This window comes from Macrococcus sp. CoH-51_TC_04 (assembly GCF_058188655.1).
The window spans coordinates 1-19,600 of the sequence record NZ_JBVGOY010000011.1 but is presented as its reverse complement, the minus strand read 5'-3'; the positions used below and the strand labels follow the sequence as shown (position 1 = coordinate 19,600).

Below are 19,600 nucleotides of genomic sequence, written 5' to 3'. Positions count from 1 at the left end.
GATTTATGATTAATAAATATATCAGATGGTGCACAATAGGGGTATTGTTACTAATTTTTACTCAGCTAATATGTGGAATAATATTTAATCTATTACATATAGACATCGTAAACAATGATATAAATAAAACAGGAGAATTGTTAAATAATATATCTGCGATGTTTATTACTTTTTTAGCAGCTCCTGTAATTGAAGAATTTATTTTTAGATACTTGTTATTTCGTAAAAATGCTGAATACCCTATAAATATTGTGACTGCAATTATAAGTTCTTTTGTATTTGGGTTAGTACATGGTAAAGATATGATACTAACAATACCTCTTATAATTAATGGGCTAATTTATTGTTTAGTCTATCATAAATCTAATAGTATTTTTGTATCTATCATCACACATAGTATTTTTAACATCTTTATATTCACTATACTACTTATCAATACAAGGTGATCGTTATGAAAGAATACGGATTATCAGTAAAAAGGGATCGATAACGAAAGTACTTTACTAAATTTATAGACCACCAAAATTATATAAATTAAGAAGCTAGATTCTAAAAATAGGATCTAGCTTCTTTTATTTTGAGGAGAGATATTATGAAAAAATATTCTAATGAAGAAATAGCAAAAATTTATTCAGTGAAAAATAGAAAGTTACCTGACGAACTGGTAAAACAGGCAAATAGTGTTAATATTATGGATTATATCGAGAAAAAAGGGTTAATGGTCCAAAAATCTTCCAAGGGAACATTTCAGTTAGCTGAACATGATTCATTAAAAATAACACCATCTGAAAATGTATTTAACTGGTATAGTCGTGATGAAGGTGGTTATGGTGCTGTAGGATTTGCTAGAGTGTATTTTGATATGGACTTTAGAAGTGCAGTCAGAGACGTTATGGAAAATGCAGATGAACTGATAAAGACAGTTGATTATAGTAAATACAAGAAGGTAGAAGAACCATATACGTATGATAGAAATCATATGGGAGATAATACATCAAAAGCAGAAGAATATTTAGTAGAACAAAGAGGAATAAATCCTACTTTAGTAGAAAAGCTAATAGATAAAGGTATAATCCGCCAAACTGACAAATATGAAAACGTTGCATTTATGTGGCATAAAAATGGTGAAATCATTGGTCATGAAGAAAGAGGTACAGGCGAAAAAAGATTCATGAAAATAGCATCAGGTGTACCTGAAAATAGAGGTTTTTCGGTCACTTTTGGTAAACCAGAAAATCTATTTGTATTCGAATCTTCGATAGATGCATTATCATACGCATCAATCTATCAGCCAATAAATTCTAGATTTATAAGTATGAATGGATTGAAAGAAAATACAATGTACCAGGCAATGAAAGATATTTATGATGATACAGGTAAATTACCAGAAAATGTTGTCTTATGTGTAGATAATGACAAAGCAGGCAGAAGATTTGTACGTGAAAAATCAGCTTCAGTACAAATAGGTAATCAAGAGACGACAACATATAGTTCTCTGCCTCCAAGATTTGAAAAAAATAAAATAACCAATTCAAATATGGATATAGAAAGTTTCTTAGAGATTTTAGAACATGATAATAATACTAATATTACAATTAACAATACAGATATTAAGCTGTACAGAAATGTTAAAGATGAGTATGTATTGAACTATAATGATCTGGACTATACCTTAGATGGCAAAGCGCATAGTAAAAAGAAAATTAAAGATACTATGTCAGAAATCAAATTTGATATCAGTTATATTGAAACAACGAAAGATTGGAATGAAGTATTAAAATATATAAAAGAAAATAATATTAAAGAGCTAAATAGACCTTTAGTACGAAAAAGTGCACAAGATATAGATATTAATCCAGTAAAAAATAAAGATGAAGAGATTGAAAGATGATAGAGATTATCATTTTTTCAGGATTTTTGATAGTCTGTATTTACTTTATTATAAAGAAATCGAGACACAAAAAAGCTAATAAAAGATTAGCTTCTTCTGGTCTATCTGCGATAGATCATATGACTGGCAAAGAATTTGAGAACTATTTAAAATCACTTTTTCATGAAATGGGATATAGATCGATAGTTACAAAGTCATCAAATGATTTTGGTGCTGATTTAGTGTTAAAAAGTGAAAAAGATATTATCGTGATTCAAGCTAAGAGATATAAAGGGAAAGTTGGAATTAAAGCAGTCCAGGAAGTATATTCAGCAAAAGGATACTATAGGGCAGATGAGGCATTTGTATTTACAAACTCTTATTTTACGTCTAGTGCAAAGAAACTAGCTGAATCAATTGGAGTTAATTTATGTGACAGAGATAAATTAAAGGAAATAAAAAAACTTACAAAATAGCTATATATATACATAGCTATTTTGTAAGGCTTATAGTATTATATTAGTAGGAGAGGTACTATGGAAAAGATATATTGTGTATTTTGTAATAAGAAAGATACGTTTGATGTTTTTCAATTAAATATTAAGGCAGAATTGAAAGATATGTATACGATAGAATATCACCCTTGTTTAGCAAAAGGACATATTAACCACTCTGATATAGATAAAATCATTAGACTTTCAAATGGTAGAGGGACCGTTGCTTTTACTAAAAATAAAGAACTTATTTCCTATTTTTTAGATATTCTAGCGAAACAAGAACTTATATTTATTAAATCTGAAGAAAAAAGGTTGTCTGAATATAAAAAGACCATAAAGAGTATGAAAGAATATTATCTATAATTTTATATGTTAAATGTTATATGTTAAACTTTATTAAAATAGTTTAATAAAAGGTGAACATATGAATAAAAGTGATGCAAACATGAAAAAGTGGATAGAAGAAAATATTATTAGGGGTATGGATGCCCACAAGATAACAGGACAATCAAGAACAGCTTTTGTATCTTCATGTAATAGAGGTATCATCAAGCCGTTTGTAACCCTAAATCTTAATTCAGAATCCACAAAGCCCACACATCTGTATTTGAAAAGTGATTTGTTAGCTTATAAGGATCACCTAGAACAAAAAAATAAAAAGTAAGGAGGAAGATATTGTGAGTTATGAAAAAGAATATACTTCAAATAGCGAAACAATTTTAGATAATGAGCCCATTGAATATGATGGTGAGCAATATGAAATACCAGTATCCACAATTCAAGAAAATTTATAAATATTAAAAACTGCCTGAAATGATTAAAATCATTTTAGGCAGTTTTTTTAATGGAGGAACAATTTTGAAAAAAGATAATATAATAAAAAGTCTATTTGCATTATTTATAATAGTAGGATTACTGATAAGTGCTGCACCTTATGTAATTAATAATGTAATAGAACCCTATCATATGAATCGAATTCATGAAGAAACACACAATGTATCTAAAGAAACGATCAAAGAAAATAAAAAGAAAATCAATGCAATGCAGCAAGCGACAGATGATAGTATATCATCGATTAATAATAATGGTACTGTCGATACAAACAATATAGGTTATCAAGAAAATACAGAGAATTATGATTCTATATCATATGACCCAAGTGCTATACAGTCATTAAGTAGAATTCCTAAATTTCAAGAAGTGAATATGAACTTTCTTGTTGGATATATTCAGATACCTGAAGTGAATCTGGACCTGCCTGTATTAGAAGGCTTAACAAATGAAAATCTAAATGTTGCGACTGGTACGATGAAACCAGGTCAAGAGATGGGAAAACGTAACTATGCGATTGCAGGACATCATATGCCGAATGAAAACTTATTGTTTTCACCATTAATGAGAGTAAAAAAAGGAAATTTAGCATATCTAACAGATAAGGATAGAACATATGTATATAAAGTTATTAAAACTGAAGTACTAGACGTTAATAGAGGAGATGTAGTTGCAGATGCAGAGGGAGATAAAATTATTACATTAATTACTTGTACTGATATAAAAGGAACAGCACGTTGGATGGTTAGAGGAAAGTTAATTAAGACTATTAATAATTAAAAACATATTATAAGAGGTGAATTAGATGTTATTAGCTACTTGGAGAAGTACAAATTATTCAAAATATACTAAATTTAATGAACTTAAAAATATTCATTATGTAACGAAAAACGATTATTATATATGGTGTATCAATGCTGATAATTTACAAAATTTAATAACAAATTCTATTTTAACTTGTTTAAGATATCCTGAAAAACTATATATTTTTGAATCCGAAGACTATTTAATAATAGATAAATCAGAGTGGTACAAAGCTATAAGACTACATGATGTAAATCAAGGGTTGTTGAATCCATTAGATTATGTTGTAGATGCAAATTTTATTGGCCCTGTAGAGTATTTAGTTAAAGAAATACCTAAAAACTGTGAAACATATGAGGTATTACCCTTTGAAATAGAATGTGAAAATATTATTATGAATAAATCTTACCAACAATCATTATCAAAGTTTAAAGAGATATACCAAAAACCAAATTATTCTTCATATGAAAAATCAGTAAAAATAGCTAGATTAAATCAAATGAATTTTTTAACATATGTATTACCAGTAATCTGGTCGAAAAAAGAATCTGAAAAGATTGATTTAAAAAATATTATGCCATTAACATGGGAACAAATAGAAGTTTTAGCTACTACATTTATAGGTCTAGCATTGTGTAAGAAACCTGATTATCTTTTAGAGATGACAGCAGGTTTTCACTATTGGGATACTACTGAGGGTAATTGGGATCATAAATTTTATAACTTGTTAGTGGAAAAATCTATAAATACTTTAAATAAGAAAACTGTAAAGTTATATTCAGATATTAATGATGTAAAAGTTAATAGAAATGATTTATGTCCTTGCGGAAGTGGAAAGAAAGTGAAAAAATGCCATATTAAATAATTTTAAAAAGATTCTTAATAACAGTTGTACTATATAAAAGTGGTTATTGAAGAAAAAGAATGTAAGAGAAAGATAGTTACAGATTCAAATATTTAAATTATATTTTGTTATTCAAGCAAGAGTATAATTACTATAAATATAATTTTGAATTAATTTTTTATATTTTTAAATTTAAAAGCTCTTTATAAAGTTTTCGATTTTTAAGTATCAACTTTATAAAGAGCTTATCAAATTTTTTTATTGTAATACTGATAATTTATCAATGTGATTATTTTGAATTTTCTTCATGTAGTTTTCCATGTATTCATAGTCAGGTTCTCCTGATGGTGTTGATGGGAGCATGATTATTTGTTTCTTCATTCTTTCCGTATTGAATTTATATCCATATTGATATTTTTGTTTTTGTTTTAAAATACACGTTTTCAAGAATAAATATATATGTGCATTACCGTTGTGATGTTTCAATTTTATTCTTTTTACATCATCAGAAAATATAGCTTCATATGGGTGATAAAAGTTTTCTACCACACTACCGTTATAGTTAACACCTAAAACATTAGAATCAAGACTGTTATTTTTATTACCGACGAATGCTGTAATACCATTATTTGAATCTGTTGCACCAATAAAAGGTGTATTGCCTTTTATAAAAGAATTTTTAGTGAGTCTTTTACCACCTTTGATGTCGAACACATCCTCAAATTTGAATTCAGACCACATAGTTTTGTTTATTGTAGATGTTGTATTTTTTCTAAATATTTTAGATTCATTGAGTTTTTTGTTATATTTTGCTTTTATATACAGCTCCATCCAGTCAAAATCAGGTTCACCTGAATCAGTTATGGGTAACATAATAATCGATTTTCTCATACGTATAGGACGCCATTTATTTGCATATGTATACTTCATACCTGCGTATTTAATCATAGCAATTAAAAACATAGCAACTTCTTTATTTATTTCTTTGTTTATACCATACAAGATAGTTACATCGTGTGAGCAAGTGAATTCTGAGTTTTGAAAATAAGCATTACCAACAGAGCCATTATTCGTTACAGCTATGCAGCCACCTTTATATATTCTTTTGCTTATATCCTTGTTAGAAATATTACCAACTTTATCGTATTTTATTACATCATCTTTTTTTACAAATCCTGTAATGCCATTATTGTTTTGAGTTGCACCTATAAAAGGTATTGAGTCTTTATCATTGTTATTTACAGCTGGTGGTTTTTTATTGTAATAACCGTCTTTTATATAAAAGACATCTTCAAACAAAAAAGGTTTAAACTTTTTATTCAAATAAATCACCTCTACCATTAAGTGTCATATTTACCTGGAATGTCATATAATCAGCAATAACTTTTTCAAAATCTTCTTCAGGTGGAATCTCCTCGTTATAGTAATAAAAACTGTGTAACCATTCATCTTCCCAAGTTATTTGTGATTTCACAATAAATTTTGTATCAGCATCTTCATTACCTGCTAAAACATCTAATAAGAATTCTTTCTTAGATTTTTCAGTACCGTCACCAACAAGTCCTACATGCTTTCGTACAATATATCCATCATCTTTGAAGTTGACGAAATTAACACGTTTATTCTCAGGATGTGGTATACCAGCAGTAAAAATAGCAATGGCAGGATTTGTTCCTACTCCATAGAAAGTATTTGTATTCATTGTTATAACAGTTTCAAGAGTGTTATTTTCTAATATAGCACGCTTATAATCTTTTTCCTTTTTAGATTTACCAATCATAGTGCTCTGTGGAATGATTGCAGCTAACTTCCCACCTTGTTTAATTAACATAAGAGCTTGTTTAATAAAGCTTATTTCTGATAGATGTAGTAAATCTTTATTTTTTGCTTGTGAATACGGTGGGTTGATAAGCACCTTAGTGATTTTATCGCTATAATCATCTGTATTAACATGGAATATATCATCGCGGCGTAGGTTGCTTTTACCATCACCACGCAAAATCATGTTTGTAGTAGCGATCGTAAACAATTTTTGTTGTAACTCAACGCCATGAAGTTTATTTTTCTTTATATCCTCAATTTCAGCTTCATTATCAGCTTGTGACATCATTCTATTCATCGATGAAATAAGAAAACCACCGGAGCCACAGCACGGGTCTAAAACATAATCATTTTTGTTGATGTCAATAAGTTCACTCATAAGTGATGTTATATGTCTTGGTGTAAGTACAATACCTAATGGGTTACCATCACTGCCACCATACTTAACAAATTCACCGTAGAAGTTACCAAGTACATCAATATCACTTTGCTTGATTTCATTCATAAGTTTTTCTTTGAGTTTGATTGTGAAATATTTTAAAGGCGTCATGCCAAGATCTGTGCGAACACGATTTAAAGTTATATCATTTTTAATGAATAAAAAGTTATCTTTTAATTCGCCGATTTTAGCATGTGGTAAAAGACTTTTATTAGCAAGATACGTTTCAACAGCACTAAATATAATGTCTCCATCTTTTCTCATCTCAACATCAAGACCTTTTAAATCAGATACTGAGAATAGTTGTTCATCATTTTCTAACGCTATTAATATAGCAGATACAACAGAAGCTTTCTTTTCGCCCTCAAGTGATCCATAGTTACGTAAATCTTCATGTAAATCAGAAGCAATCTTATTGATTTCACGTAACTCACGTTCTTCTTTAGGAAGGTCCCCAAGAACAGAAACTTTATAGAATTCTTGAATATTATCAGGATGTAAATCTTCAAGTGTCTTTAAATCAGCTAAGGGTTTATGATTTTTTTCATCTACATAATAAAGCTTGATAATATTAGAATGACCATCACCAGCAGCACCGATGGTAAAACATTCTTTTATAGTAGACGTGTTATTGATGATGTGTTTAGCATAATGAACGGCACCATTCGTCGCATAATCACGTAAAATTGTAGGATCATCCAGAACAAGTTCATCATTATCATTTTTAAACTCAATTTTATGTATATCTTTTTTATCCTCTACAAGTATCAAGTAACCCTTGCTGAATAAAATGAACTCGGGTGCTCCTCTTTTTCCTGTAAGGCCTTTACTCGCTGTTTTTAAAGCTTCACGAATTTCAATGTTAGAGCTTTGTTGTTCATCGTAATGTATATTAAATTTCTCTATTTCTTTACGCATAAATTGATCAATTCCAGTTTTTTCGTTCATATCTGATTTTCCTCTCGTTTGACTAGTAATTATAGTATGTCATATATACAATTATAAAACTAATATAATTAGATTAAAGAAAATAATATGTATAATATAAGTAAATATAAAATGTTTTTAAATAATATACTTTGAATAATAATAGGAGGATTCACTTTGGTTAAAAAAGTATTTATATCATACGCTTGGACTAATGAAAAACATAAAAATCGTATATTAAATATAGCGAGTAGTTTAGTAGAAGATCACGGAATAAATATTATATTGGATTTATGGGATTGTCTTCCAGGACAAGACCTAAATGCATTTATGGAATCAATGGTATTAGATCAAACAGTCGATTACGTGCTCATTATGAGTGATGGTAAGTATAAAAATAAGGCTAATAATAGAGAAGGTGGTGTAGGCACTGAATCTACAATTATATCTTCTGAAATCTATAAAGATGTATCTGCCACTAAGTTTATACCTGTGGCTATGGAAATAGAAAATGGAGATCTTACATTACCTCAATTTTGTAAATCACGTAGAGCAATAAATATGACAAATGAAGATAATGACTATGAAGGAATTGAAGAAATTGCAAGATGGATAAATGATCAACCAGTTTATACTAAGCCTAAACTAGGGACAGTTCCAGACTATAATTCTAAAAGTACTTCAATAAAAAAGTATGAACAAAAAGTCTTTTTATCAAAAACTTATAATCTAGAAGATAATCTTCATGATTACTATAAAATTTTAGAAACAGAATTGGTAGAACTAGAAGATGATCAAGACGAAGTGAATGATCAAGAAATACTAAAAATTAAACCGTACATAGAAAGTTTTAGAAAAGTATTCAATTATATATTAGATACTGAAATAGATAGTACCTTCTATATACTAGATATATATAATCGATTACTGAAGAATGCTGAAAATGAGTATAGTCGTCCCTTACTTCGCTTATTTTTATATTTTTCATATCTGGAGATAGTTTTAGTATTAATTAGTAGAAACAATATAGAAACTTTAAAAAATATTATACTAAGTGATTATATCTTTTATAATAGAAAGTCTTCATTTGGAGTATTAAGTTCTTTTCCAAGAAAATATCAAGATCATCCTTTTTTTAAGGAGAATGGATATTATGTGAATATAAGAAGATACTGTTTAAACTTGTTATACGATGAAATGAAAAGAAATAAACTTGGAGATGTTGATATAATTTTAAATACAGTCTCTGCTATTAATCCAAAATTTAAACAAGATCTTAATATTTGGCATGGAACATTATTATATTTTGACATTAATGAATACTATTCCTGGGAAAATAAAAAACATTATATTGTAGAAAAATTTAAATATAAAGATTTTTATGAAAGGTATAAATTCTTATTTGGATATGATAGAGAAATACTAAAATCTAAATTAAAAGAGCAGGACTTTAATTCACATAATTCATTACCCATGATAGATAAAGTTTTAAAAATAGAAGAAATTGCTAGGTATTAAATTTATAATTTATGATTATAAAATAATTAAAATGTTGTGGAAAGTACTCTAATAAATGAGATTGAATAATATTATAAAAATTAATTATTAACACCAAATTATAATAGGGAGACTTTGTATGAAAGTTTATTATTCTGAAAATATAAGCTTGTTTTTATATTTAATAAAAAAAGTGTTTAATAAATTGCTGGCTATATTGTTCATTGTAAATGGCGGTTATAAAATGTAGGAAAATGGCGGAATGAAAATGCTGTTTTTCCTACATTTTTTCTTTTCAAAATTATATAATCATGTCTTAACTCAATCTTCGATTGGAGGTTATTTGATTGAGACATGACATTTATGAAGGAGTGCTATTTTATATTATGAAAGGTATTAAACCAAATTATGCCGAGCTGGGTCGACAGTATAATTGTGATCCAAGAACAGTTAAAAAATATTATGAAGCCGGTAAAGAAAATGAATTAGAAGGACTGAAGAAAAGAAAACAAACTAAGAAAACATCAAAACTAGATCCGTTTAAAGAAATAATTGATGAAAAAATTGAATTAGGATGTACTGCCATGGCAATATTCAAATACATTGAGAAGAAAGGATATAAAGGTCGCTATACAATTTTGCGAGAATACTGTAAAAACAAAAAACTAAACGAGACTAAAAAAGCAACTATACGCGTAGAAACAAATCCCGGTATAGCTGCTCAAGTAGACTGGAAAGAAGATATGATAATGCATGATAAGTTTGGCAGAACTTATCAATTCAATATCTTTCTTTACGTTCTACACTATTCAAAAATGAAGTATATCACATTAACTTGGGATAAAAAACAAGATACGTTATTTGAATGTCTGAAAGATGCTTTTGAATACACCGAAGGTGTTCCAAGAGAAATATGGTTCGATAATATGAGAACCGTAGTTGATAGACCGAGAACACAATATAAAAAAGTCGTCTTCAATAATTTGTTTTATCAATTTAGTAAGGATGCCAACTTTGAACCTATTGCTTGTAGGCCTTATCGTCCTCAAACCAAAGGATCCGTCGAATCATTGGCTAAATTTGTTGAACAACGTTTAAGACCTTATGATTATGAATTTTATGATGCTGTCGAACTTATTGGGCTGGTTAATAATCTATGCCAGGAATTAAATTATGAAGAAATTTCGCAGGCAACAGATCAACGACCTATAGATGTTTTCAATTACGAAGAAAAAGAGCATTTAAATTCTTTTAATGACAGTTTATTAAATACTTACATCGAAGATGAATGTATTAGAATCGTTTCTAAAGAATCGATGGTTAACTTTAGAAAAGGTAAATACTCTGTTCCTACTAAATACATTGGTGAAGAAGTACAGGTGATATTCAATGACTCAACAGATGAATTGCTTATTTATTTTGATGGTGAGTTAATAAGACGACATAATCTATCTGAAAGAAAATTTAATTATTTCGTTGAAGATATGAGTGAAATATTAAAATCAGATGTATTTAAACATAAGGATGATGAAGAGATACTTACATATATAGAAAATTCATTATTACTGTATGACGAAATATAGCGAGGAGGACTTAAGATGAATACGAATCATCAAAAATTGCTCAATAATTTTGAAATATTAAAACTTAAAAAATTCAAAGCTTACTATCCAAATTACATTGAATTACTTTCTAAAAATGAGAAATCTTTAACTGAAATATTAATTGATTTAACCGAAAAAGAGATAGAATATCAATCAGAATTAAAATTTAAACGTGCTGTGAATTCAGCACGTTTCCCTAAAATAAAATATTTACATGATTTTGATTTTATGTTTCAACCAAGTATAAATCAACAAGAAATACTTACTTTAAAATCTATGCATTTCTTAGAAGATAGTATTAATATTTGTTTCCTGGGTAACAGTGGTGTTGGTAAAACACACTTGGCAATCTCATTAGGAATAGAAGCTTGTAAACAAAATATAAAGACCAAATTCTACACCTTCAAAGATTTAATAGACTTACTAACTGACTCAGATTCCAAAGGAATCATCAATAAAACATTAAGACAATTAAGCAGAATAGAATTACTTATCATTGATGAAATTGGTTATACTCCCATCACTAAAGAACAAGCCGATTTATTCTATCAGTTAATGTCACTAAGATATGAAATGAAATCAACAATAATTACAACTAACATTCCATTTTCTAATTGGGGAGAGTCATTTAGTAATACAATTGCATCAGCAGCTATAATAGATAGGTTAATTCACCATTCTAAAGTATTTAAAATTACTGGAGAATCATATCGATTAAAAGATTATAAAAATGAAAAATCCTTAAGCATGCGACAAACTTAAACCGCTAAAAAACGACATTTTTAAACCGCCATAAAACAACATTTTTAAACCGCTATTGACACATACTATTAATACCATCAATATTAATGATTTTCTTAAAGTTAATTTTAAAAATTGACTTTTCCATATCTTTTGGGTACATTTTTGGAGTGTATAGTGTGATTGTTACAATCATATTATTTGATTATATTGTGATTAACAAAGAAAAAGAAGCAAAATTTTGGAACAAGAAAAATGAGATAGTTAAACTACATAAAACTTTATTGGATGTTAAAGAATTAATGGTAAGTGACAAAGAAGTACCATTAAAGTTTTGGAAAGATAAATTATCAATTTTGAATACCTATTATTCTATACTAAATAGCAATGAGAAATTATATTTATCAGATAAAAAAGATATTTTAGAAAATATAATTAGTGATTTAAAACAAATTGATTATGGTATTAATAAAGAAGATCCTGTAAATTTTGAAGATGTTGATATTCGCTTATCATCAAAATGCAATGAGGAACTAGAAAAATTCATATCATATATTGATATGAAAATAGAGGAGAAATTTTAGATGGAAAGATTTGATTATTTTTTGAAAGTATTAAATGTAATTGACAAAAAAGAAAAATATAACTGGTCATCAATACCTATTACTAAAATTTTACCTAGCAATTATGAAAATTTATTAAATTATTATGACACACAAATAGGTGGGAATGAAACAAATGAATTATATTTAGCATTTATTCAGTACAGTTATTTTAATTACATAGATGAAAATGAAAGTGTATTATTCAGTGATTATGCTTTGATTTTTTATATTAAAGAAGGAAAAGATTTTATAAAGAGTCTTCTGTTAATGAATAGCAAAGAATATAATACATATCTGTTAGAAACTAATAAAGCATTTGAAAGTTATAGTTTGCCTGATGTTATGAGAAAGATATCGGAGAAAGAAATTAATATAGCAGATTTATTTAAGGATATTTAATTAAATTGATGCGAGTAGGCTGTTTTTTTGAAAAATATAGTTGGTTTATAAAGAGCAGAGAAGGAATCCAATCATTTCATAAATATTCAAGATCAAAATATTGATTAAGATTTACTTTTTCCGGAATAATCTTCGTTGTTTCATATAAATTGAGATTATATTAACTTTTATATATTATAAACAGATGTGTTGTATAAACGACCGTTAAATATTTTATATATAATTATTAATTGAATTAGATACAATATAAACATTAAATGAGAACTAGAATTTTCTAGTTCTTATTTTTAATATCTTTATTTTCTATTTTTTCTAAGTATCGATAAATCGTTGTTCTAGAAACATTCCATTTTTCAGCAACTGTTTTAATAGGAGTGCCACTATCAACTAATGTTTTAAGCAATTTTATATCACTTTCATTCAATTTTTCGGGACGTCCTCCTAATCTTCCTCTTGCTCTTGCAGCCACTCTTCCTGCGGCAGATCGTTCTAAAATCAAATTACGTTCAAATTCAGCAAATGCTGCGAAAAGATGAAATAAAAGCTGTCCGGTTGAGCTCGATTTATCCATCGTAATATTTTCTTGAATGCTATGGAAGCTAATCCCTCTATTATTTAAAGCATTAACAATTGAAATTAAATCTTCCATATTCCTTCCTAAGCGATCTAATCTCCAAACCACCACAACATCTCCTGTTCGCGCAAATTCTATAGCACTTTCTAAACCAGGACGATTACTTTTCGCCCCACTTACTTTATCTGTAAATATTTTTTCACATCCATAATTGTTTAGGCTATCTTGTTGCAAATCCAGATTCTGTAAACCTGTAGAAACTCTTGCATATCCAATTTTCATTTTCATTCCTCCATATAAATATTATTGTATCATAACTTGAAATGAGTATGGTTAATGAACGTTGATTTTGTTATGAGTTTATGAACATTCAATATATATAAATCATATAAGAAATAGGTTGTATTTAAGAGTGTTCAGAAATAGAGGAGTTTATGTACAATTTCTGTAGACTAAATAAAATGTAAAAAAAAGTTCTGATTTTTCAGAACTTCTTTCTATAAAACAAATATATTTATAACTAATTATCTATAATGTGATTAAAATGTGTTTGGATATAGTTTTTTAGATCAGAATTGATAACTATAATTGTTTGTTCATGGCCAGTAGTATACATAATTAAATCATCATTTTTATAAAAAGAAAAGTCAGCTTCTATATCATCGAGAAATGAATACCATATGTAACCGTCTTCTAAAGATTTAGTAAAGAAATTTGGATATTTTTTTAAAAAATTTTTCATATCTCTATCGAATGTAAATGTATACATTAAAGATTTTGATGCAGATATAGTACCTGGCCATTTCTTTGTGACAGAAGATGAAATAAAATTATTTTTAAACTGCATATATATAGATTGCTTTTCAAAATCTTCATTTATTGAAACAACAATAGAAATTTTATTTGAAAATATTGCAACGGCATCTAAAAGTTTTTTATATTCATCTGAATTTTGTATTTTTAAGTGCATAGAATCCTCCTTTATTTATGAAATGAATGACCTGTTAAAGATTTTGTGTTTTGTTTATTTCTACCATGATAATGCCAATAATAATTAGATACTTTACCATGTTTTTCATGTTTTACTACACCTGTGGGACTTGCAGATTTCGCAGCATTAAGTGCATATTGTTGCGAAGTGGCAAATACATCATAACCCTTCTTTAAACGTGCAGCTGCAGCTGTTTGACTTTTGATTGGTTGTCTGATATATACTTTACCGTTTTTTATAATGGCAGTATAGTATTTTATTTTTGGTTGTTTTTTAGCTAAAGTACTTATAGCGTTTGCCGAATACCAAGTAGCACCAGCAATTACAATAGTACCGGCAGTAGCTAGTATAGCATTAATCAAAGCGGTAGCAAGAGCACTGCCTGCTGGAGCTAATACTAACGGTGCTTCTGCCTGTAATCAGTAGAATCATTTATAGGCGTTACTTTCTGATTAATTTCGAAACCTTGAACTTTCTTTCCATCTAAAACTTCAGCTTCAATTTTTCCGTCAGTAGAACTTTTAATTTCTACTTCCTGGACATCGTGGATATCTTTTCTTAAAGCTTTATTAATAACACCAGACTTTTGTTCAGTTTTTAATTGGTAATCATCACTATTTTGATTATAGATTAAGCTATATCTCAAGTTATTTTCTGATGTTGAAGCAATATACTCATCATTGACTTTTTCCACAGTTATATCATATCCATTAATACTAAAACTATTTTTTACTTTAGCATGGGTATAACTGCTATCAAAAATTGAAGACAGTAACAATAATACAGTGGAAACAATAAATATTTTAAATAATCTTTTCAAAATAATTCCCTTGAATATATGCTTTACAATATTTTTTCTAATATTTTTATTTTCTAAAATATATATAAGGTATGCGTATTACATTAAAATACTAATTGTAGTATTATTATTTTTAGATATAACAGAATACGGATTTTTATCATTATGTCTTGTATTTCTTTTTAAAATATTTAAGGGAAAAATAAAATTTAATATGATAATGTTGTATCTTTTATTAACGTCTATATGTATCTATTTGTACGGTTATAATTATATTCAATATTTTAGTACTATGAGTTTATTTTTAATTAATTTCGTTTGTCAAAATAAGCTAGACAATTCCTCATCTTCGATGAAACTCATAAATACTTCCAATGGTGTTTTATAGCCCAGCGATTTTCTAGGACGATGATTAATATTTTGAGCAACACTAATGATATGATCATCAGTGACTGAATTAAAGTCTAATTCTTTATCTAATCCACTGCGTCTAAGTATCCCGTTAGAATGTTCATTCAATCCACGTTGCGACGGAGTGCCGGGGTCAGCAAAGAATATCGAGATATCGTGTCGGTTACAGATTGTTTTCCAGTTGGAGAACTCCTTACCACAATCGAAAGTAATCGATTTAAATATATGAGCAGGTAAAGCTGAAAACATAGAGTGAAGAGCATCTTCAATATCATCTGCCTTGCGACCTTGAGGTCGTATAGTGATAATCATCTTAGAGATTCTTTCTACTAAGGTTATGACAGCACTCCCATGATTACGGCCAATGATAGTGTCACCTTCAAGATGACCAAATTCTTGAAAGAAGAAATGAAATTCTTCTATTCTTTCAGAAATGTGTCTTTTGAAAGCTTGTCTACCTCTTTTTTCACAATGACCATTTGGCTTCCTTTTACCTTTCATAGGTAAAGATTGTACCGAAAAGACGTTTTCCTTAAACATTCTATAAAGAGTTTTTACAGAACAATCAATCGGGTGTTCACCTCTGCCAATAATGGTGTCAGGTGTCCAGCCATCGGCTACTTTTTCTCGAATATAAGCTGACTGATTTTCTGGAAGTACTATTCTATGTCTGCCACAATTTGATTTTCTTTGCTTATACTCTTGGTAATATTCCAGTGCAGTTATACCTGTCTTAAGTGCATTTATTACGTTATAAATTGTCTGTCTTGATCGTTTCAATCTCTTTGCGATTTCTTTTACCGAAAGATCTTGATGATAATATGATTCTATGAACGTGAGTTCATCCGTGTTAAGATGTTTATAGGCCATTCTGTACTAACTCCTTATGTTTTCTTTGGTCGGAAATACATATTGAGTTTAGCACAGAAGGCTTTTTTAGTTGTCTAGCTTAATTTTACAATCGACGGTTATAATTCTAAAGTAGATTTTAAGGAATTTAACTTACTACGGTCCACAAAAATCAATTTCGAGGCGTTAAAATCGCTTTCTCAGCATTGAAAATGCTTGAAAATAGCGAACGTATGTTCTATAATTAGGCGAAAGAGGTGGTTTATGATGATTAGCCATAAAGACATTATGGAAAAATATGAATGTGTAATAATTGATGAAATAACATTTGAGATTCTAAAAGATTTATATCATGAACGTAAATTTGGACTAGAGGATCTTCAGACTAAAAAGGAACATATCGTAAATATGCTATGCAATTTTGATATATCAGATGAACAAGTTTTAGCTGAAGCTACGATGGTTCCTGTAGGAACTTTATTTGAATCAGATGGATTTGATAGTTCAGATATATCATACTGTATCGTATATAAAGCAGGTGAATCACTTGAAAGCCCATAATCTAAATCCACTGCATCCAAAAGTCCCGGTTGAGTTAGAGACAGTGACAAATTATAAAGAGATACCAGGAGAATATTTATCCAGGAACATTCCAGAAGGTCGAAAAATGATAAAATGGGCCCCATTTGCAACGATGCCACAACAATTCGAAGACATAAGAAAACAAATTGAACAACAAACTAAAGAATTTATGCCTGATTTATCTCAGGAACAAATAGACGATATCAACAATAAACTAAATCATTACAGTAATAAGCCATCAGCATGTTTTATATATTACTATGAAGATGAAAAAATTCATTTACTTCAGACAGTTATAAATAAATTAGATGAATATAATATGAGAGTAAATGTCTTTCTAGTCGTGCAGCAAGAGTTTAAAGATTTAGAAATTAATAAAATAATAGAGATTATATAAATTCGGTTAGTAAGACGAATATCTAAAAATTCGGTTCATAAACCGAATTTTTAAATTTATAAGTCAATGAAATCCTGGTGAAGAAATCCACTTCACCAGGATTTTTTATTTTAATAAACAATCCCTATGTCGTAAGACTATATAATTTTTAACTGCATATCGTAGCATCAAAAGTTTTACAACCAGCAAAAGATCAAGCTGGTGTTCAACTAATAAAGCAATACAAGGGTAAAGCTACGCCGACAAGTCGCCCTTGTATTGCTTTATTTCTGATGCTGACTTCTATTTGTAAAAATTAAATACGCAATCTTACAACACACAAAAGATTGTTGTTGAAAAATGGAGGGAAGCAAAATGGCAAGTCCAAGTTTGTATGAGAAGCTCAATATAAAAAATGATGATAGTATATACAAAAGTGTATATGTACATGATGAATATACTGAAGAAGGTTACCCTATAGTCGAAGTAGAAGCAAATGATGGATTTTTTTTAGACGCAATAAGAACAAGATGCAAGTATATAAAAGTTAGAAATCAAATTATGAAGAAGGTATACAAATATATGAAAAATAGAAATATTGATGAAACCTGGATAACTTTTTATACACAGTATGGTAGAGAAGATCATCTACTATATGAAGAATTTATGAGAGAAAATGATTTGATAAAATAGGGAGGTTATTTTTCATATTAAAATGAAAAATCATGAAACACAAGGTAATACAGTAGATTTAGAACGATAGCCAATGCGAAAAATAAAGAACTTTATATTAAAATAGCCTTACATTTTATGAAAGGCTATTTTATCTTGCTATAGAATTTATTTTTTTAATGAATAAGAATATTATAAAAGTTTACATTTGAATAAAATAGATGAATTCTATTTAATCAACGAGATCAATATATTTAGATGCTTCTTTTAGGAAATCAAATTCAGGATAACTATATTCTAAGTTTCTAACTAAATCTATATATTCCTTAGCATTTCCAAATTTAACATCTTCCATATCACCAAATGAACCTGATTCAGGCATATTTGGAAAGTTACTTAGTCTTTGCATAACTACCCATTCAAATACATCTTTCTTATAAAATACATCTAATTTAATTTTTTTCAATGATTTCACTCCTATACATTAATATAGTTATATTATACAATAAAACCGTTTTATTACATTTAAAAAGGAATATAAAGGAACAAACACTGACGTGTTTGGAATTGTGCAGATTTATCATTCTACAATCTAGCAGAACAGTATCACTGTCAGCTAAAGCAGACGTTCTACTAACAGAAGATTGCAAGGGATCACTCCGTTCAACAAGTTGCCCTTGCAATCTTCTGCTGTTCTGCAATGATTGTCTAATGAAATCTAAATCTGCACAATCTTAACTGATTGAGTAACGATTGATGAATCAATCGTTGGAAAGGCATTGAAGGAACTTATCTGAAGATAAGTTCCTTTTTAATTAAGGTTTTTTCAAACACTCACGTGCTTTTACCGAATTTATATAATTTTTAACTACTTAGACTAGCACCGAAGTTTCACTACCAGTTAAAGATCCAACTGGTGTTCAACTAGAAAAAGTAATACAAGGGTAAACGCTGCAATTCCACTACGTTCCATTGCCCTTGTATTATTTTTCGGTCAATGCTATTTCTAATCCGTAAAAATTAAATACATAAATTCAAAAGCACAAGTTCGTGTATTTGAAAAAAGGAGTAGATTAGTATGAATTTTGACAAAACAAATTATATTTATGAGATTAAGGATGTGAAACAGTATTACAGAAAAACACGTGATGAACGCATTAAAGTGAAAAGTCCTGACAATGTGGCAGACTTCTGTAAAAAGTTGATTGGCAACTCAGTAAGAGAAAAGTTTTTGTTAGTAGGTTTAAATACAAAAAACGAAATTACTTTTGTCTATACAGTATTTATCGGAACAATAAATATGTCGCCTATACATCCAAGAGAAGTTTTCCAGGTAGCAATTTTAAATTCATGTGCAAGTATTATTTTAGCACATTGTCATCCATCTGATGATCCATTAAACATAGTATCCTAAACTAGAGTACTCTAAGTATTCAAAGTTTAGGATTTTTTAATTTCATTGCTTTA

At 28.5% G+C, this 19,600-nt stretch carries 24 protein-coding genes; 16 read left to right on the top strand and 8 right to left on the bottom strand.

Annotated features, from left to right (window positions below; all coding sequences use genetic code 11):
* The first annotated feature begins 5 nt into the window (after positions 1 to 5).
* The 7 genes from ACZ2V4_RS09750 to ACZ2V4_RS09720 all read left to right on the top strand — a co-directional run bounded on the left by ACZ2V4_RS09750 (position 6) and on the right by ACZ2V4_RS09720 (position 4,867).
* Positions 6 to 446, top strand: a complete 441-nt coding sequence (locus ACZ2V4_RS09750) for a CPBP family intramembrane glutamic endopeptidase (RefSeq protein WP_490514806.1) — start codon at positions 6 to 8, stop codon at positions 444 to 446.
* Positions 447 to 592: 146 nt separating this feature from the next.
* Entirely contained in the window at positions 593 to 1,891 is a 1,299-nt protein-coding gene (locus ACZ2V4_RS09745; RefSeq protein ID WP_490514805.1) for a DUF3991 domain-containing protein, read from the top strand.
* Positions 1,888 to 2,346, top strand: a complete 459-nt coding sequence (locus tag ACZ2V4_RS09740; protein ID WP_283708261.1) for a restriction endonuclease — start codon at positions 1,888 to 1,890, stop codon at positions 2,344 to 2,346. The genes ACZ2V4_RS09745 and ACZ2V4_RS09740 overlap by 4 nt, the downstream gene beginning before the upstream one ends.
* 60 nt (positions 2,347 to 2,406) lie before the next feature.
* Positions 2,407 to 2,730: a hypothetical protein gene (locus tag ACZ2V4_RS09735; protein ID WP_490514804.1), complete on the top strand. Its 324-nt coding sequence runs from the start codon at positions 2,407 to 2,409 to the stop codon at positions 2,728 to 2,730.
* 61 nt (positions 2,731 to 2,791) lie between these two features.
* Entirely contained in the window at positions 2,792 to 3,031 is a 240-nt protein-coding gene (locus tag ACZ2V4_RS09730) for a hypothetical protein (protein ID WP_490514803.1), read from the top strand.
* 302 nt (positions 3,032 to 3,333) lie between these two features.
* Positions 3,334 to 3,978 (top strand): class A sortase, encoded by a 645-nt coding sequence (locus tag ACZ2V4_RS09725; protein ID WP_490514802.1) that lies wholly within the window; start codon positions 3,334 to 3,336, stop codon positions 3,976 to 3,978.
* A 25-nt stretch (positions 3,979 to 4,003) separates the two neighbouring features.
* Positions 4,004 to 4,867 carry a YecA family protein gene (locus tag ACZ2V4_RS09720; protein WP_490514801.1) on the top strand — a complete coding sequence of 288 codons (864 nt, stop codon included), beginning with the start codon at positions 4,004 to 4,006 and terminating at the stop codon, positions 4,865 to 4,867.
* Between the two features lie 237 nt (positions 4,868 to 5,104).
* Here the strand turns inward: ACZ2V4_RS09720 and ACZ2V4_RS09715 are convergent, their stop codons facing one another.
* Both ACZ2V4_RS09715 and ACZ2V4_RS09710 read right to left on the bottom strand, forming a co-directional pair.
* Positions 5,105 to 6,169: a restriction endonuclease subunit S gene (locus ACZ2V4_RS09715; protein WP_490514800.1), complete on the bottom strand. Its 1,065-nt coding sequence runs from the start codon at positions 6,167 to 6,169 to the stop codon at positions 5,105 to 5,107.
* A complete protein-coding gene (locus ACZ2V4_RS09710; protein WP_490514799.1) occupies positions 6,162 to 8,054 on the bottom strand; it encodes an HsdM family class I SAM-dependent methyltransferase in 1,893 nt (630 codons plus the stop codon). The genes ACZ2V4_RS09715 and ACZ2V4_RS09710 overlap by 8 nt, the downstream gene beginning before the upstream one ends.
* Before the next feature lie 156 nt (positions 8,055 to 8,210).
* Between ACZ2V4_RS09710 and ACZ2V4_RS09705 the strand changes: the two genes are divergently transcribed.
* From ACZ2V4_RS09705 to ACZ2V4_RS09685, 5 genes are all read left to right on the top strand, one after another.
* Complete coding sequence (locus tag ACZ2V4_RS09705; RefSeq protein ID WP_490514798.1) at positions 8,211 to 9,551, top strand: SEFIR domain-containing protein; 1,341 nt, start codon at positions 8,211 to 8,213, stop codon at positions 9,549 to 9,551.
* A gap of 326 nt (positions 9,552 to 9,877) precedes the next feature.
* Positions 9,878 to 11,113 carry an IS21 family transposase gene (istA, locus tag ACZ2V4_RS09700; protein WP_101045504.1) on the top strand — a complete coding sequence of 412 codons (1,236 nt, stop codon included), beginning with the start codon at positions 9,878 to 9,880 and terminating at the stop codon, positions 11,111 to 11,113.
* Positions 11,114 to 11,128: 15 nt separating this feature from the next.
* Positions 11,129 to 11,896, top strand: coding sequence for an IS21-like element helper ATPase IstB (gene istB / locus ACZ2V4_RS09695; RefSeq protein WP_101045508.1), 768 nt, complete (start codon positions 11,129 to 11,131; stop codon positions 11,894 to 11,896).
* Positions 11,897 to 12,054: 158 nt separating this feature from the next.
* The gene (locus tag ACZ2V4_RS09690; RefSeq protein WP_490514797.1) at positions 12,055 to 12,459 is read left to right on the top strand and encodes a hypothetical protein; all 405 of its coding nucleotides are present in this window, start codon (positions 12,055 to 12,057) and stop codon (positions 12,457 to 12,459) included.
* Complete coding sequence (locus tag ACZ2V4_RS09685; RefSeq protein WP_490514796.1) at positions 12,460 to 12,879, top strand: hypothetical protein; 420 nt, start codon at positions 12,460 to 12,462, stop codon at positions 12,877 to 12,879.
* 274 nt (positions 12,880 to 13,153) lie between these two features.
* On the opposite strand, the gene ACZ2V4_RS09680 is transcribed toward ACZ2V4_RS09685, so the two are convergent.
* From ACZ2V4_RS09680 to ACZ2V4_RS09660, 5 genes are all read right to left on the bottom strand, one after another.
* Entirely contained in the window at positions 13,154 to 13,735 is a 582-nt protein-coding gene (locus ACZ2V4_RS09680) for a recombinase family protein (RefSeq protein WP_490514795.1), read from the bottom strand.
* A gap of 238 nt (positions 13,736 to 13,973) precedes the next feature.
* Complete coding sequence (locus tag ACZ2V4_RS09675; protein ID WP_490514794.1) at positions 13,974 to 14,423, bottom strand: hypothetical protein; 450 nt, start codon at positions 14,421 to 14,423, stop codon at positions 13,974 to 13,976.
* Between the two features lie 11 nt (positions 14,424 to 14,434).
* Positions 14,435 to 14,806, bottom strand: a complete 372-nt coding sequence (locus tag ACZ2V4_RS09670) for a hypothetical protein (RefSeq protein ID WP_041636570.1) — start codon at positions 14,804 to 14,806, stop codon at positions 14,435 to 14,437.
* Positions 14,807 to 14,841: 35 nt separating this feature from the next.
* Entirely contained in the window at positions 14,842 to 15,264 is a 423-nt protein-coding gene (locus tag ACZ2V4_RS09665) for a hypothetical protein (RefSeq protein ID WP_101140989.1), read from the bottom strand.
* Between the two features lie 300 nt (positions 15,265 to 15,564).
* A complete protein-coding gene (locus tag ACZ2V4_RS09660) occupies positions 15,565 to 16,524 on the bottom strand; it encodes an IS30 family transposase (RefSeq protein ID WP_490514793.1) in 960 nt (319 codons plus the stop codon).
* A 246-nt stretch (positions 16,525 to 16,770) separates the two neighbouring features.
* Here ACZ2V4_RS09660 and ACZ2V4_RS09655 point away from each other — a divergent pair, with 246 nt between their 5' ends.
* The 3 genes from ACZ2V4_RS09655 (at position 16,771) to ACZ2V4_RS09645 (ending at position 18,154) form a co-directional block, all read left to right on the top strand.
* Positions 16,771 to 17,064, top strand: coding sequence for a hypothetical protein (locus tag ACZ2V4_RS09655; RefSeq protein WP_012655882.1), 294 nt, complete (start codon positions 16,771 to 16,773; stop codon positions 17,062 to 17,064).
* On the top strand, positions 17,042 to 17,482 hold the full coding sequence (locus ACZ2V4_RS09650) for a YolD-like family protein (protein ID WP_232751014.1): 441 nt from the start codon (positions 17,042 to 17,044) through the stop codon (positions 17,480 to 17,482). The genes ACZ2V4_RS09655 and ACZ2V4_RS09650 overlap by 23 nt, the downstream gene beginning before the upstream one ends.
* 354 nt (positions 17,483 to 17,836) lie before the next feature.
* Entirely contained in the window at positions 17,837 to 18,154 is a 318-nt protein-coding gene (locus ACZ2V4_RS09645; RefSeq protein ID WP_012655886.1) for a hypothetical protein, read from the top strand.
* A 211-nt stretch (positions 18,155 to 18,365) separates the two neighbouring features.
* Here the strand turns inward: ACZ2V4_RS09645 and ACZ2V4_RS09640 are convergent, their stop codons facing one another.
* Entirely contained in the window at positions 18,366 to 18,599 is a 234-nt protein-coding gene (locus ACZ2V4_RS09640; protein WP_050742490.1) for a hypothetical protein, read from the bottom strand.
* Positions 18,600 to 19,211: 612 nt separating this feature from the next.
* Here ACZ2V4_RS09640 and ACZ2V4_RS09635 point away from each other — a divergent pair.
* Positions 19,212 to 19,547: a JAB domain-containing protein gene (locus ACZ2V4_RS09635; RefSeq protein ID WP_219522405.1), complete on the top strand. Its 336-nt coding sequence runs from the start codon at positions 19,212 to 19,214 to the stop codon at positions 19,545 to 19,547.
* Positions 19,548 to 19,600: the final 53 nt, after the last annotated feature.

Excerpts from the sequence above, each read along its gene's own strand:
- ACZ2V4_RS09735 (WP_490514804.1), top strand. The coding sequence starts at position 2,407 with ATGGAAAAGATATATTGTGTATTTTGTAATAAGAAAGATACGTTTGAT.
- ACZ2V4_RS09660 (WP_490514793.1), bottom strand. The coding sequence starts at position 16,524 with ATGGCCTATAAACATCTTAACACGGATGAACTCACGTTCATAGAATCA.
- ACZ2V4_RS09750 (WP_490514806.1), top strand. The coding sequence starts at position 6 with ATGATTAATAAATATATCAGATGGTGCACAATAGGGGTATTGTTACTA.
- ACZ2V4_RS09730 (WP_490514803.1), top strand. The coding sequence starts at position 2,792 with ATGAATAAAAGTGATGCAAACATGAAAAAGTGGATAGAAGAAAATATT.
- ACZ2V4_RS09720 (WP_490514801.1), top strand. The coding sequence starts at position 4,004 with ATGTTATTAGCTACTTGGAGAAGTACAAATTATTCAAAATATACTAAA.
- ACZ2V4_RS09745 (WP_490514805.1), top strand. The coding sequence starts at position 593 with ATGAAAAAATATTCTAATGAAGAAATAGCAAAAATTTATTCAGTGAAA.
- ACZ2V4_RS09635 (WP_219522405.1), top strand. The coding sequence starts at position 19,212 with ATGAATTTTGACAAAACAAATTATATTTATGAGATTAAGGATGTGAAA.
- ACZ2V4_RS09655 (WP_012655882.1), top strand. The coding sequence starts at position 16,771 with ATGATTAGCCATAAAGACATTATGGAAAAATATGAATGTGTAATAATT.
- ACZ2V4_RS09725 (WP_490514802.1), top strand. The coding sequence starts at position 3,334 with ATGAATCGAATTCATGAAGAAACACACAATGTATCTAAAGAAACGATC.
- ACZ2V4_RS09710 (WP_490514799.1), bottom strand. The coding sequence starts at position 8,054 with ATGAACGAAAAAACTGGAATTGATCAATTTATGCGTAAAGAAATAGAG.
- ACZ2V4_RS09685 (WP_490514796.1), top strand. The coding sequence starts at position 12,460 with ATGGAAAGATTTGATTATTTTTTGAAAGTATTAAATGTAATTGACAAA.
- ACZ2V4_RS09740 (WP_283708261.1), top strand. The coding sequence starts at position 1,888 with ATGATAGAGATTATCATTTTTTCAGGATTTTTGATAGTCTGTATTTAC.
- ACZ2V4_RS09645 (WP_012655886.1), top strand. The coding sequence starts at position 17,837 with ATGGCAAGTCCAAGTTTGTATGAGAAGCTCAATATAAAAAATGATGAT.
- ACZ2V4_RS09675 (WP_490514794.1), bottom strand. The coding sequence starts at position 14,423 with ATGCACTTAAAAATACAAAATTCAGATGAATATAAAAAACTTTTAGAT.
- ACZ2V4_RS09680 (WP_490514795.1), bottom strand. The coding sequence starts at position 13,735 with ATGAAAATTGGATATGCAAGAGTTTCTACAGGTTTACAGAATCTGGAT.
- istB (WP_101045508.1), top strand. The coding sequence starts at position 11,129 with ATGAATACGAATCATCAAAAATTGCTCAATAATTTTGAAATATTAAAA.